The sequence below is a fragment of the Autumnicola lenta genome (assembly GCF_031846515.1).
GTDB lineage: Bacteria > Bacteroidota > Bacteroidia > Flavobacteriales > Flavobacteriaceae > Autumnicola > Autumnicola lenta.
Map to the genome: position 1 here is coordinate 43,227 of NZ_JAVRHO010000003.1, position 16,149 is coordinate 59,375.

The 16,149-nt window shown below is 41.4% G+C and carries 7 protein-coding genes; all 7 read right to left on the bottom strand.

The genetic code is table 11. The annotated features are described in order from the left end of the window. Window positions 1-8: 8 nt before the first annotated feature. Window positions 9-2,258 carry a glycoside hydrolase family 3 C-terminal domain-containing protein gene (locus RM545_RS02655; protein ID WP_311493771.1) on the bottom strand — a complete coding sequence of 750 codons (2,250 nt, stop codon included), beginning with the start codon at window positions 2,256-2,258 and terminating at the stop codon, window positions 9-11. Between the two features lie 61 nt (window positions 2,259-2,319). Next, window positions 2,320-4,326, bottom strand: a complete 2,007-nt coding sequence (locus tag RM545_RS02660; RefSeq protein ID WP_311493772.1) for a glycoside hydrolase family 97 protein — start codon at window positions 4,324-4,326, stop codon at window positions 2,320-2,322. A gap of 123 nt (window positions 4,327-4,449) precedes the next feature. Then, complete coding sequence (locus tag RM545_RS02665; protein ID WP_311493773.1) at window positions 4,450-6,849, bottom strand: glycoside hydrolase family 31 protein; 2,400 nt, start codon at window positions 6,847-6,849, stop codon at window positions 4,450-4,452. A gap of 30 nt (window positions 6,850-6,879) precedes the next feature. Continuing rightward, the gene (galB, locus tag RM545_RS02670; protein WP_311493774.1) at window positions 6,880-9,354 is read right to left on the bottom strand and encodes a beta-galactosidase GalB; all 2,475 of its coding nucleotides are present in this window, start codon (window positions 9,352-9,354) and stop codon (window positions 6,880-6,882) included. A 129-nt stretch (window positions 9,355-9,483) separates the two neighbouring features. Then, entirely contained in the window at window positions 9,484-11,364 is a 1,881-nt protein-coding gene (locus RM545_RS02675; protein ID WP_311493775.1) for a copper resistance CopC family protein, read from the bottom strand. Between the two features lie 24 nt (window positions 11,365-11,388). Then, a complete protein-coding gene (locus tag RM545_RS02680; protein ID WP_311493776.1) occupies window positions 11,389-12,978 on the bottom strand; it encodes a RagB/SusD family nutrient uptake outer membrane protein in 1,590 nt (529 codons plus the stop codon). A 10-nt stretch (window positions 12,979-12,988) separates the two neighbouring features. Next, window positions 12,989-16,111, bottom strand: a complete 3,123-nt coding sequence (locus RM545_RS02685) for a SusC/RagA family TonB-linked outer membrane protein (RefSeq protein WP_311493777.1) — start codon at window positions 16,109-16,111, stop codon at window positions 12,989-12,991. Window positions 16,112-16,149 lie beyond the last annotated feature (38 nt).

Genomic DNA, 16,149 nt, shown 5'->3' on the forward strand with positions numbered 1-16,149 from the left:
TTAATATTTTATTCGATTTCAATGTTCAACTCCTCCAAAATATTCCTTGAAGAATTTCCTATTTTCAAAGTATAAGCTCCAGGCTCAACAGTCCAGGATTTAGAATCTGCATTGTAATATGCAAGCTCCTTTACTGGAATTTCAATGGAAACTGTTTCTGAACTTCCTGCTCCCACATCTACTTTTTTAAATCCTTTTAATTCCTGGTTAGCGCGTTCTATCTGAGAATCAGATTTGGAAACATATACCTGTACTACTTCTTTACCATCTACTTCTCCAGTATTTTGTACCTCCACATTCAGAGTGATCGTATCGCTCTCTGTGTATGCTTCTTCTTTTCCCACTTCCGGATTATTAAACGCAAAGGAAGTATAGGAAAGTCCGTAGCCAAAAGGATATATTGGCTCTATATTCTTAGTGTCAAACCAACGGTAGCCTACAAGAATACCTTCATCATAAGTAGCTGTCTCATTCCCTGGGAAGCTTTTGGTAGCATGTGCAGGAGAATCCTCAAGATTTTTGGGCATAGTCCACGGAAGTTTTCCGGATGGATTCACATTGCCCAGAAGGACATCTGCAAGGGCATTTCCACCTTCAGAACCATTAAACCAGCTCCACACGAGCGTCGAAGTTTTTTGATCAATGTTTTCAATATCAAAAGGAGCACCGGCAATCATTACTACGATGGTATTTGGATTGGCCTCCATTACCTTTTCAATTAATTCTTCCTGTCCAAACGGTAAATCCAGGCTTGCCCTGTCTGAAGCTTCCGTTTCATAGTCACGGTTAGAACCGGCAAAGATTATAGCGACATCTGCATTTTTTGCAGCATTCACGGCCTCTTCTACCAATTTTGGATCAAGTTCATCAATGGTAACAGGTCCGTCCAAAGTTATATCACCAAGCTTAGCTTTTTCTGTTTTGGAATAGCGCTCCAGATAACCTTGCGCATGGTTAATTTGTACCGACTCGGGTAATCTGTTCTTAAGACCTTCCAACGGAGTTACCTCTCGTTTCGTTTTAACGCCTGCTCCAAAACCTCCCAAAGCATTTTTCTTGGTAGCGTTGTCACCTATTACTGCAACACCTTTAATATTATCCAGGTTCAACGGTAGAGCGTTGTTATCATTCTTCAGCAATACGACAGATTCTGAAGCTATATTGTAAGCATCCTCAAAATGCTGCTCTGCATTTCTGCTGCCTTTTGCACGACTGGTAGAATCAATACTTTTAATATTATACATTACTCTGAGCACTCGTCTTACATGCTTGTTCACTTCTTCTTCAGAAAGTTTACCTGCCTGTACAGAATCTATTAGTGGCTGAGCAAAGAAATATTCATCAAAGGGAGCGTTGGTTCCCATTTCCACATCGGCTCCGGCCTTTAAAGCTTTTACGGTGCTATGGATGGCATTCCAATCCGAAATTACAATACCTTTAAAACCCCATTCATCTCTTAGGACGTCCTGAAGCATGTATTCATTTTCGTTGAGATAATCTCCCCGGAGTTTATTATATGCACCCATTACGCTGTATGCATGAGCATCTTTGATGGCTGCTTCAAATGCGGGAAGATAAATTTCCCGTAGTGTCCGGTCGTCCAATTGAACGTCTACAGTACCACGGTTTGTCTCCTGATTATTGACCGCATAGTGTTTGATACAAGCAGCCACATCATTTTCCTGAACCCCTACGATATAAGGAACTGTTATCTGCTTGTTCAAAAACGGATCTTCCGTGAAATATTCATAAGTACGTCCACCTAACGGAGTTCTTATAATATTAAAAGCTGGAGCTAATAAAACATCTTTGTTCCGGTCACGGGCTTCTGCGCCAATAACGTTTCCAAAGGTATGCGCCAGTTCTACATTCCAGGTAGCAGAAAGGCCGCCACCTGCCGGTAGATATGTGGCAAAATCATTTTCCCATCCTGCATTTGCCCAGGAATCCCTGGAAATCTCTTCACGTACTCCAAGCGGTCCGTCTGCCATTGTTAGTTCAGGGATTCCAAGGCGTGGAATACCTGAAGTGGCAAACATGCTGGTGCCGTGCAGCATTCCTGATTTTTCTTCTAATGTCATCTGGGAGATCAGGCTGTCGATCTCATTTTCATATTTCATACTCAGAGGCTCTCCCTGGAATATTTCATTTTGTTCTACGGTTTCAGGATTGCTTTCAGCGGCTTCCGGGCTTTCGCCACATGCTGTAAAAGCCGCAAGGCTAGCAAAGCTCAGAAAGGTGAATATGTTATTTTTCATAATATTGTAAATATTGAATGAGTTTTAATTCCTTTTCAGTTTAAGATTTATGCCTTACGATTCATAGTTTTTTGAACCTTATCGCTGCTCCTCCACTTTCACCAAGTTGGAGCGTAAGATTATCTGCGGCTGTTACTTCTTTGGTGTTAATTTTTACTTCCGAAGGGTTGTTATCTAATCCGGTTCCTTCGGCATCTGCATATATCTGAGCTTCGTAAGTTGCTCCTTCATCGAGAAAGGATAGGGAAATTTCCAGGTCGCGGGCATTTTCATCGGTAATACTTCCCAGGTACCAGTCTTCACTATCTATATCTTTCCTTACTGTTGTGATATAATTCCCAATTTCGCCATTGAGAACTTTTGTGTCTTCCCAGTCCATAGGAACATCTTTCAAAAATTGGAATTCTGGTTTGTTCACGTAGTTTTCCGGTAGATCGGCCAACATTTGGATGGGAGAATACACAGTAACCAGCAGCGCCAGTTGTTTGGCTGAAGTGGAATGAACCCTCCTGCCGGGATATCCCTGGCTGACTTCTACATCAAGGATTCCTGCAGTGAAATCCATAGGTCCTGCCAGGAAGCGGGTGAATGGGAGTATGGTCACGTGTTCCGGGGGATTTCCTTCACTCCAGGCATTATATTCTATTCCGCGGGCACCTTCTCTTGCCAGCATATTGGGGTAGGTGCGTCTTTCTCCGGTGTCTTTTATAGGTTCGTGAAAAAGTACCGTTAGTTTATGTTCGGATGCTTTTTTTAGAACATATCTAAAGTAGTTGACACCAAATTGTCCATGGTGCCATTCTTCCATATTCAGCATAGAACCTACGTGCCCGATTTTTACTTCGTGAACTCCCATTTTGTTGTAAAGGGCGAAAGCACTGTCTATCTGTTTCAGGTAATTATCAATGTTGGAACCGGTTTCGTGGTAACCTATAATCTGCACTCCGTTTTCAGCAGCATAATCTGTCACTTCTTTAAGATCAAAATCATCGGTGGCCTCGGTGAAACTAAATTGGTGCATCGCATTTTCGTACCAGGAAGGTGTCCAGCCTTTATTCCAGCCTTCGATCAATAAGTGATCAATTCCCAGCTGATTTGCATAATCAATATGTTCTTTGGCATTCTCGGTGGAAGCCCCGTGGTTTTCACCTTCCCAGAAGGTGTATTTTCCAATGTGCATGCCCCACCAGATTCCTATATACTTTACAGGTTCTATCCAGCTGGTGTCTTCAATCGTATTTGGTTCATTAAGATTTAAGATCAGATAAGAAGTGATAAGATCTGTTGGCTCTTCCCCAATCTGGATTGTTCTCCACGGAGTAGTGAAGGATTCCGTTGTACGGACTTTCACTCCGTCTGCCCAGGGGACTAAATTTGCCTTTAGCTCAGTTCCTGAAGTGTTTTCAAGAGTCATGCTGGCAAAATCCTCCAAATTTGCTTCGTGGAAACTAATTGCCAGTCCACTTTCACTCTCTATAGTTAACGGGGTATGAACGGTATCCAACTCGCTCACAGGAGAGGCCTCAAAAAGATTTTCATATCGCTGCTCGTGATAAGCAGGGATCCACCAGGCTTTGCCATCTTCTTTTAATTTGAAAGTGGTAAGCTCGTCCATAATAAAAATACTGTCGTTGATGCCCTGCTCCGGAAAAACATAGCGGAAGGCAACTCCATCATCAAAAGCACGAAATTGAACTTCAAGTTTTCTCTGCTTCTCATTTTTCTCCTGAAGGTTTACAACCAGCTGGTTGTAATGGTTCCTGATGTTTTTCTTCTCTCCCCATACCTGTTCCCAGGTTTCATCATAGGAAGATTCTTCTACAGAAGCTATTTCGAAGTTGTTGCTCAGCGAATCATTATTAGTAAGTACGAATCCCATTTCTGAAGGGGAAATAACTTCAGTTTCTTCGTGTGAAACAGAATATCTTGGGCTGCTGCCAGATAATTCAAACCTGATTTTATTCTGGCCATCGGGTGATGTCAGTTCGTGTACATTCTTTTCATCCTGTTGTGCGCAAGAGATTAGCGAGATGAAAAGAGCGGAGAATATGCTTAATTTTTTTATCATTATATTTTTTGTTCTTTGTACAAATTTTATTCTAGCTTTTATCTTTTACTTTTTTGCCGTTTCCAATTAACCAACCACTATTAACTTTTAGACTTTTAACCTTTGACTTTTAACAATAAACCTTTACTTCTGCCACTGCGTTTTAAAAGTTATTTTTCCATTTAAAGGATTCTCTGTGACTTCAAAACTGTTTCCTCTTTTTGATACAGAAATTGTTTGTAAGGCATCACCTTCCGGAAGAAAAACTTGTCCTGTAGCCGAATTTGTTCCTTCCGAAGCATAAACTTTAAGATCCAGTTTTGACCAGTCCATCGCATGGGTAGATTGTGCCAGTTTGATATGTGGAATCACCGTCCCGTTTTTTACCAAAACAATTATTGGGATATCCCCGGCTTTTATGGTGTGCCAACCACTTTCATAAACTTCTTTTGTCTGATAATCAATCCATTTTCCTTCTGGCAAATAAACCTGCCTTTCGGAAACTTCTTCAAAAAGTGGGGCAACCAGCATACTTGATCCAAAAAGATATTGATCATCGATTAGCCAGGAGCCGGCATCATTGGGATATTCCACAAACAATGCGCGCATCATCGGAAGCCCATTTTCTGAACTCTCTTTTGCCTGGGCATAGATGTACGGCATCAATTTGTAACGCATATTATCGGCTTTTCTGAAGGCTTTTAAAAAGCCTTCATTGTAAAGCCAGGGCTCTGTTGGTGGTTCCCCGTGGCTTCTTACGTGCGAAGAAAGCATTCCGAAGGGGGTCCATCTTCTGTAAAGATCTTCCGGTGCTTTGGTAACAAATCCGCCCACATCATGGCTCCAGAAGGTGAAACCGCTCAGCCCGAGGGAAAGTCCGCCACGAAGGGTTGCAGACATAGCTGTATTTGTAGTAGCGGCGTCTCCACCCCAATGCAATGGATAGCGCTGACTTCCAGCCCAGGTGCTACGAGCCCAAATTAGGCTGTAGCCTTTTTCCTGTTTTGTCAATTCTGCCACCGCTTTATTGTAGCGTAACGGATATAGGTTGTGCTCATAAAATCCTGTACGACCGGAATGGTAAATTCCATTAGCCGGTGCTGCTTCTCCAAAATCTACTTTAAAAACGCCAACTCCCTGATCAAACAGGTGCCGGAGCTTGCCCTGGTACCATTCCACTGTCTCTGGATTCGAAAAGTCAAGCACGGCATCTTCATAAGGGATATTCCCTTTTCGATCTTTAACGGCAAGTTCGTTTTCTACGATTTCATCAAAAAGTGTATTTTTTGGAGTGAAGTAGGGGAGTTGCCATAAAGAAACATGGAAACCCTCCTCTTTCATATCTGCCATCATATCTACCGGATCATCAAACCGGTCTGCGGCAAATTCATAATTGTTTCGCCAGTCCACATCAAACCAGCCGGTATCAAAATGGATCACATCGCTGGGAATCTCATATTTCCGAAGGTTGCTGGCGATTTCCCGGCCTTCTTCTTCAGAAAAATAGGTGATACGGCTCATCCAGAATCCGAAAGACCAGAGGGGAGGCATTTCAGCTTTTCCTGTTAAATCTGTGTATTCATCAAGAATGTCTTTAGGTTCCCCAAGGAAGAAGAAAAGATCTGCTTCATCATCGCCCAGCATCATGTTATTGGCTGCATTAAAATATTTTCCGAAGTCAACAGTAATAGGAGAGGAGGTATGCATAAAAACTCCATACCCACGGCTACTCATATAAAACGGAATAGGTTTATACATGGTCTCATTTTGCACCCCGTTGGCATCATCTACCCAAAGCACCACTTTTTGTCCGCGTTTGTTGAATTGCGTAAAAGATTCACCCAATCCGAAGATTTTTTCTCCTGGTTCCAGGGTTAAAACCGCTGCCATGCTTTTTGAATAATCACTATTTCTTCGAACATAGGAAAATGGCAGTACCGGAGTATAAGTATTTTCTGTGTCTGAAAGATGTAAAGTGCTGGTCAATAATTTGCCATTTTCGTCATATAGTTTTACATGCCATGGCTGCACCAGAATTTCCACCCTTCCGTGTTCACTGGAATATTGATGCCCTCCTTCTATTTTTGAGTAGGTCCATGCTTCCGGATTATTAGGAGCTGTACCGTTAACCAACATCAAAGATTCCTGCTGATTGTGAAACTGCGGACCCGAAGCCATTTTTATTCTTATTGTACGATCTGATACAAACTGGACCTGGAAAGGCAGTTCGGGTGATGATTCATATTCAGTAGCAGGGAATTCATTTGCTTCCACAGGAATGGGCCTCATCAGCATATTATTAAATGCCTGCCGCGTTTGAAAATCATGACGGAGGTATTTCACCGTCCCAATTCCCGTTTCAGGATTAAAAGAAGCAAGTGAGTCTGCAAGGTAGAAAGTATTGTTATAATCAACGAAATCCTTGCTAACATCAACCGGAGTGTTAAGGATGTCCACTTCCTGGATCTGGGCAGTGGCACTAGTGGAACCTATAAATCCAAAAGCCAGTGCTAAAACTGTTTTGCTGATTCCATTTTTACTCATCTTCAGATTATTTTTGATATAATTCATCTTTTATTCAAAGTTTATTGTTGTAGTTGCCGCTTCCAAACCTTCTGAAGTTGCTGTTAACTCTACAGAACCTGCATCTTTTCCGGATTGAACGATCACAAGTACCTTTCCGCTAAGGGCAGAATGTTTTGTTCCTTTAAAAGATTCATGGTTTGTAGGATCACCACTTGCTACTCCCACGATTTTTCCGCCTTTGCTTAGCTCAAAATGAACTAAATTATCTGCCCTGGGAGCTAAAGTACCATCTTCATCTGTAATGGTAACGGTAATAAAAGAAAGGTCCTGCCCGTCAGCTTTAATGGTCTTCCTGTCGGCTTCCAGGTTTAATTTAGCTGGTTCTCCAGCGGTTTTGATTTCCTTTTCAAGGACGATATTGCCATCTTTTCGGGAAATTGCTTTTAAAGTTCCTGGTTTATAAGGGAATCGCCACATCACGTGCAGGTCATCTCCTTCTTTTCTTTTAATTCCTTTGGATTCTCCGTTTACAAAGAGTTCTACTTCATCGGCATTATTGTAATAAGCCCAAATATCTACCGTTTGTCCTTCTTCCCAGTTCCAGTGTGGCAAAATGTGCAGCACATATTCATTGGTCCATTCACTTTTGTACATGTAGTAGGAGTCTTTTGGGAATCCCGCGAGGTCAACAATTCCGAAGTAAGAGCTTCTTGAAGGCCATGTATAAGGAGTTGGTTCTCCCAGATAATCAAATCCTGTCCAGATATAAAAGCCTGAAAGGAAATCATGTTTTTTAATGACTTTCCAGGTTTCTTCATGTGTAGAGCCCCACGGGGTCCTTACCTGATCAAAAGCTGAAATGGTATTGTCTGGATTTCCTCCGTCAAATGGAATGTCCCAGCGTACCGGCCAAACCTTAATAGTATCTGACGGAAATTCGTAATACCCCCTGGTCGCTAAAGCCGAAGTAGTTTCGGTGGCGATAAATGGAGTGTTCGGAAAATTTACCTGGTGTTTGGGATATGTTTGATGCGCATAGTTGTAACCAATAATATCCAGAGCTCCCGAACCGGCAAGAGCATTTGGCTGCTGTGGTTCATCAAACTGAAGGGTCACATCCTCATCACCGGTATGGATGGGCGGGTTCATGGCAGCTGTTATAGGTCTTGTGGAATCAATATTACGGGTAATATTTGCCAATTTTCGACCTAGTTCTGCACCACGTTCACTCCATTGCTCCGGAATTTCATTTCCTATGCTCCACATAAAGATGCTTGGATGGTTGCGGTCCCTTAAAAGCATATCTCTATGATCAAGCTCGTACCACTCATCCCAGTGGTTGCTGTAATCGTATTCAGTTTTGCCCTGTTCCCAGATATCAAAAGATTCATCCTGAACGATAAAGCCCATTTTGTCACAAAGGTCCAATAATTCGGGGGCAGGAGGGTTGTGGGCAGTTCTAATTCCGTTTACGCCCATTTCCTTCATGATTTCCAGCTGGCGTTCTATGGCCCGCGTGTTAATTGCCGCGCCCAAAGGCCCAAGATCGTGGTGAAGGCAAACCCCTTTTATTTTCGTTTGCTTTCCGTTTAAAATAAAACCTTCTTCAAGGTCAAATTCAAAGCTTCTTATCCCAAAAGGTGTTTTATATTGATCTACAACTTCTCCGTCTATAGAAATTTCTGTGACTGCTGTATAAAGCTGGGGCTCTTCTACAGACCATAATTTTGGATTTTTAATGCTGGTGCGTTGCGTTATTTTTTCTTCGGAATTTGCTTCAATTTTTATTTTTTCTGAAACAGAAGCAACTTCATTTGCTGCCTGAAAAAATGTAGTACGAATAATGGCAGTTTTCGACTTGGGGTAGGCATTGGCAATTTTCAGTTCAATGTTTACTGAAGCACTATCTTTACTTACTTCCGGGGTAGTAACGAAGGTTCCCCATTTTGTTACATGCAGTTTATCTGTAGTGATAAGCCATACATTTCTGTAAATTCCTGAGCCTGAATACCAGCGGGAATTGGGCTGTTTAGAGTTGTCAACTTTTACAAGAAGTTCATTTTCCGTTTCGCCATAGTTGAGATAGGGGGTAAGCTCGTACTGAAAGCCCATATATCCATTTGGGCGTTTTCCAAGGTAATTTCCATTGATCCAGACTTCGCTGTTATGGTAAACTCCGTCAAACATTACAGATGTCACTTTTGTGCTGTCCTTTTCCTCTAATGTGAAGGATTTTTTGTACCATCCCAATCCTCCAGGCAAGGCTCCGCCACCTGTACCTGCGGGATGCTCAGGACTAAAGTCCCCTTCAATGCTCCAGTCATGAGGAACATTTAAAGTTCGCCAATTTGTATTTTCTGAAATGGTATCGGTATCCTGAACAGAATCGTTCAGGTGGAATTGCCATTCTGAGTTAAACGCGATTTTTCTTTCTTCAAAAGCAGCTTTTTCCTGCTCATCCTGACAAGATACCAGAGAACAAAGAAGTAATAAATATAAAGGGTTCAGGTTTCTGAAATTCATATAAAAATCTTCTAAAATTATCAAAGGTAAAGCTGAACCATTGAAGTGGGAAGTTATAGCTCTGGAACTTCAATTTTCAATGGTTCAGCAATTTATACTAAAAGTTATTAAATACTATTTGAACTTCAATTAGTACATGATAATTTCATCAATGGTTGCCGAAACAGCATTCATATCTGTAATATCAGTGCCTATTCCAACTACATCTATAACAAAAACAAATGTTCCCTGAGCGGCACTTGGCGCCTCATAAGTTACTGTATAAGTTCCGTCGCCATTAACGGTTACTACAGTGCCATCCCCTTGAGGAGCCCAATCTCCATCAGCAAAATAGATCTTTGCATCATAAGTCCCAGCGGCATCTTCATTGAGTGTTATTCCATCTAAAGTAAAAGTGACTTCTATCTTCTCGTTAAAAGCGATATCGGAGCGGGTTAGGCCGGGATCACTCTTTGTAGCTCCATACTCATTAAATAATTCCAGCCGCAGGTTGCCTTTTTCTTCGATGTCGCCAATCACTAATTTAGAATTGTCAAAGTTTAATACGGTAGGTTCAGTAGATCCGTTTCCATTATCTACGCCACTGTTGCCTCCTAAAATATAATGGAAAGCCAGCCACTCATCTTTTGATTCATCGTATAAAGTTCCTAACCAAATTCCGCGGGATACATCATCATAAGCTTTTATGACCTTTAAGGTGTTTGTAGAAGGACTTAAGCCGTGGCCCTCAACCCCCAATAAAGTATTTCCTGCCTCAAGTATAATTTCGTTATTTTCTTCATTAATGGAAAAAGTTCCTGAAGTTTGAACACCATTTTGATTTCGTGTATAATTCATTCCACCCCATTGATCAAATCGTATCCAGGAGTTGGCTGCTAATTCATCCCAATTAGAATTCCATCCCCAGTCTCTGGAGCTGTCCGCATTTTCTGTCCACCCCATTCCTGAAGCGATCCAGTCAATTGGGTTGCCATTAGTGTCAAGTTGCCAATATCTTCCTGAAGATGGCCCACCTGTTAAAATCTGAAGTAATTCGCCAGATTCAAATTCAGGGTCAAAACCTTCATCTATTGTTGGTTCTTCTACTTCAGGTACATAATTTTCCTTATATTCTTCAGTGATGAAGTTATATACCAGCATGGCAGGACCTTCATTGTTGCAGCCGTCTGGTCTCAACACTCCAAGTTGCATAGTATCATCTGTGAGGGAGAATATACGTACATTTCCCCAGTTAATAGCGCAAGCATCAACTCCTTCGTTATGAAGGATACCGGCATCGGTTAGGGTAAGGGTATGATTGTCCTTATCAAGAAAGAAAGTTCCAGATTGTTCGCCTAAGTTTGCTACCATCTGATGGTCAACAGTTACAAAAGGTCCTCCTTCAAGGCTAAAAGTCATAGAGCCATAATCTCCTGCAGGCATTAACCAGGTATTGCCAGCCCATTCGGGGCTCCAGTTCCAACAGTCACCGCCTTCTTCATAGCAGCCTGTAGCGCCGCCATCCCATTCGCTTCCGCCTTCGAGCCATCCATTGTCGGTTCCATAAAAATACAATGGGCCGCCGAAATATGTTGAAGTTCCCTCTTCATCAAGATCCAGCAACCAGGTTTTAGATTGCCCATTACCTCCCGTTAATTTGGTCCAAAGTGGATCCTCGACATAACTAAGATTATCCTCTGTGACAGATATGGTTACAGGATCTACATCTACTACTCCTCCGGCAGTAATTACATCAAGGTTTATTTCATAGTCTCCCTGAAAAGCAAAGCGTACCGTATCGACCGCCCTGGAAGATTTACCGGTTCCATAATTCCAAACCGGGGTGGCCCCGGGTGTATTAAATTTCAGGATCACCGTGTTTCCTCCGGCATCAATATCGTAATCCTGAATGACTTCAAAATCTATTTCTGAAGGGTCTAATTTGTCGCCCATGGAATATTCCTCGGACTGGCAGGAGCTTAGAAGTAAACCTGCCAGAAAAAACCCAAACCATAATTTTAAATTTTTCATAAATCTGATGTTTAAATTGTTCTACTACCAGCCCGGATTTTGAATTAAAGCACCGTTGGATAGCGTAATCTGATTATTAGGAATTTGTTGTAGGCCCTGAGTTTCCTGAATATTGGAAGCAGAAATAACTTTAGGGGTTTCAACACCTCCATTTAATAAAGTAGTATTTTCAGCAATTATCTCCGCTGCTTCGCTAACCCCTCTTCTTAAAAGATCCCAGTATCTGATTCCTTCCAAAGCAAACTCTAGCCATCTTTCATGCTGGATACGTTCCAGTGTAACAGCCTGTGACGTGAAATTATCCTGATAGGCTCTTTGGCGTACCTCATCAAAATAAGCCTGGGCATTGGGACTTCCTAGTTCTGCTGCCATTAGCAGCACATCTGCATAACGCATCACATAGAAATCCTGAAACTGACCAATCTGAAAATCAGCACCACCCAATTCCACTGCAAGACTACCGCCATCTTCTGTTGCCAAAGGAGTGTACTTTTTGGTGTAATAGCCTGTATATTCACGCTGGTTTTCAATCTTATCAAAGGGAATCTCTTCTTCTTCTATTGCAATAATAGATGCCTCTTTTCTGGTATCGTCTTCAGTATATGCATTGTATAACTTTGGATTTACCGTAATACCCCAGCCATTTGCATAAGGATAATGAGTAAATTCCCGCATTCCCAACATTACCATCCAGTGGTTACCATCCGTATTGCCATTATAATCACTCGTGTATGTATGTTTAACCGAAAATACGATTTCCTCATTGTCTTCTCCGGCAAAATCTTCTAGAGATGCTGCAGGCCAAAGATTTTCATATTCAGGAACCAAGCCATGTCCACTGTTATTAATGACATTTTCCAGATGACCTAAAGCGTCAGATTGAGAAACCAATCCTACAAGATCTGCCTGGTCGTAATATCCGGTGTAGTAAAGATAAACTCTTGCCAGCATAGATTTTGCGCCCCATCTTGTTACTCTGCCAGATTCAACTGCGTTGTAGGGTTGTACCGGAAGGTTTTCACTTCCAAACAAAAGATCTTCAGCAATTAAAGTATAAACTTCATCAGGATCTGCTGGTGGTATAATTTCTGAAGAAGGCTCTGTTAATAAAGGAATGTTCCCCCATAGTTTCACCATCTGGAAGTATAAATATCCTCTTATAAACCTGGCTTCAGATTCGTACTGAGTTCGCAATTCTGGATCCTCACTCCAGTCAATCTGGTCCATCTTGCTTATAAGTACGTTACACCTGTAAATTGCCCGGTAATATTGTCTCCACAAGTTTTCATATAAATTTGAATAAGTTGGGGCACGACTAATATCGAATTCATCCACCGCCTGGAAATTAAATGGATCTGCATTTCCCACGCCACCAAACATATTATCAGATAGCACCATACTGGTTACGGGATAGCTTAAACCTCCAACTCCTCCCGAAGCAATTTGTAAGCCGTCATAGCAGCCAACTAAAGCAGAAAAAGCATCTTCAGGATTTCTGTAGAAATTCGAATCTGTTGTTTCTGTAATGGGTTCTGCATCAAGAAAATCTTCTGAACAGGATACTGTGGTGAGCAGCCCCAGGAACAGTAAAAAATAAATATTTGATCTTTTCATACTATTTTTTTTAAAATGTTACGTTTAATCCTACTAGAAATGTTCTGGGTCTTGGATAATAACCTAAATCCACACCAGAGGAAAAGTTATAAGTATCACCTGATACACCATAGCCCACTTCAGGATCCATTCCGTTATAATTGGTAAAGGTGTAAAGGTTAAGAGCAGAGAAATAGAGCCTGAATTTATCTATTCCAAAACTATCTGTTACTTCGGCAAGATCATAACCCACCGTCAGGTTGCTTAACCTAAGGAAGTCACCATCCTGCACATATAGATCTGAGAAATTTGAATAGTTTCTGTTGTCCAAAGTTACACGTGGAACAGTATTCGACGATCCCGGTCCTGTCCATCTTTCAAAAACAGCAGTGGTATAATTTGCAAACTGGTTAGCCTGGTTCCTATAGGATTGTACCAGCTGGTTTCCTGCAACACCATTGGCAAGCAGGGAAAAGTCAAGTCCTTTATAATCAAAGGAAACATTAAAACCGTAAGTAAGGTCAGGGTTAGGATCACCAATCTCTGTTTTATCGAGATCATTAATTACACCATCATTGTTTTGATCAACAAAGATTACATCACCCGGTCTTGCAGCTGGCTGTATAAGTCGGCCGTTCGCAGTGTAACTGTTAATTTCTTCTTCCGTCTGGAAAACTCCACCGGTTTCCAATCCCCAGAAGTAACCCAGAGGATATCCGCTTTGGGCTCGATAAAATTCCGGTGAGTTATCAAAAAGCTGATTCGTCAAGCCATGAATGATTCCATCAACTGAAGGAATATTACCCACTTCATTTTTGTTATAAGCACCATTAACACCAATGTTATAGTGAAAGTCCTCGCCAATACTATTATTAAAACCAAGAGCAAGTTCAATTCCCCTGTTCGTAACATCTCCACCATTAATAAATGGCGCATCGGCTCCTGCTGTATCGGGTATTGGAGAAATAATTAACCAGTCTTTTGTTGTTTTTTCATAAAAATCAAGATTAACACTCAAGGTGTTCATGAAGAACCGTGCATCAAGACCAAAGTTAACCTGTTGTGAAGTTTCCCATATAAGATCAGGATTCGCTAACCTGTTGGGAAATGCACCCGGGGTCTGAATCGCTTCTTCACTTCCAAAATTGTAATTGGTATTCATAAAAGTCACAGGAGCGAGATATTGAAAAGCACTGGAATTCTGATTTCCTACCTGTCCCCAACTCGCTCTCATTTTTAAATAACTAAAGATGTCTGAATTTCTAAGAAAATCTTCTTCCGTAGCAATCCAACCTACAGAAATGGAAGGGAAGTATCCCCAGCGGTTTCCTGGAGCAAAATTCGAGGATCCATCTGCTCTAAAAGTGGTGTTTAAAAGATATTTATCCCTGTAATTGTAGTTTATCCTCCCAAAATAAGACATCCTCTTGTTCTCATTATTAGGTCCGCCACCATTGCCCATTAGAGGAGCACCTTCAGAATTTAGTGCGTTATCCAGCCATGCATGTTCCAGATCATTGAAAATAAGATCTACGTTGTTACCACTTATATAAGTTCCCTGGAAGCTATATGAAGAAGTACCGACAAGAACCTCAAAGAGGTGATCTTCTGCAAGAGCAAAATTGTAAGTCAGTAAATTATCCCATAATAGTGAATATCCTTTACTCTGATTTTGGTAAACCCTGTCCCGGTTTCTAAAAGAATATACAGAAAGTTCGTAAATAGGCTCATAAGAATGCCCTTCGGAAGCAAAATAATCGAGTCCCAGACTTGTTCTGAATTTAAGGTTGTCCACAAGCTCAAATTCTGCATAAACATTTCCCAGTAACTTCTGGGTGTTATTTTCATTCTGGTTATTATAAACCATAGAAGCGTATGGGTTTGCCCAACCACTTAGCCATGGCTCGGTATCACCGGTGGTATTATAGAAATCACCGTCGTTATCATAAAAGTAAACTGTTGGTGGCGTTCCAAAAGCACCACGCAAGCTATTGCTGTATTGATTACCAACACTAATCCCGTTACTGTTAATATAGGAGAACGTAAGATTTTCACCAAATGTGACGAAACCATCATAAAGTTCGTGTTCTGAATTTAATCTGAAATTGATACGCTCATAATTAGAAAGGTCTTCTCCGCCTACGATGCCTTCATCCTGGGTAAAGGATAACGAAGAGGAAAAGGTAGATGTCTCACTACCGCCGGAAAATCCCAAATTATGATTTTGAGTAATGGCATTTTCAACAAACATCTCTTCTATCCAGTCTGATCCTTCACCAAGCTCAGCAATTTGTTCATTAGAAAAAACAGGAGAACTGCCGGAGTTTAATGCGGCCTCATTAGTAATAATAGCATATTCAGTAGAATTTAGCATATCTATTTTATTGGGCACACTTTGAAAGCCGTAATAAGAATCAAAGGTGATTCGCGAGCTATTTTTTCTTCCACCTCTTGTGGTGACCAAAACTACCCCGTTGGAAGCCTGGGAACCATAAATTGCTGCAGAAGCAGCATCTTTTAAAATGGAAATGGATTCAATATCTGCGTTGTTAAGATAAGAGATATCTCCGGTCAATACCCCGTCAACCACATAAAGAGGAGAGTTGTTTCCGGTAGACCCAATCCCCCTTATCCTAACGTTAAGGCCCGATCCCGGCTGTCCTGAAGTGGATGTAATCTGCACTCCCGGAGTTTGTCCCTGCATTGCCTGCAATGCGTTTGTAGTACTTCGGTTCTGTAGATCTTCCCCATCTACCTGAACGCTGGCGCCGGTAACCAGAGCTTTTCTTTGCGTACCATAACCTACCACCACAATTTCATCTAAAGCATTGGTGTCTTCCTGGAGGGCAATATTAATGGTATTCCTGTTGTTTACACCTACTACATGTGTTTCAAAGCCCACGAAGCTAAACTGCAGTTGGGAATCTGCTGCTGCAGTAATGGTGTAATTACCGTCAAAATCAGTTACAGCTCCGGTTTGCTGTCCCACAATAGAAACACTTGCTCCCGGAAGAGGAAGGTTATCATCTGCAGAAGTAACTGTTCCAGAAATCTCAATCGTTTGCGCAAACGAGAAAGAGAAACAGAAGAAACTAATCAGAAGCAACAGGTACTTGCTGCACCTACTTAAAGAAAAGAGGTAAAATTTTAACATGTTGATGAGTTGTTTTAGTTAATTATAAAAGTGATTAA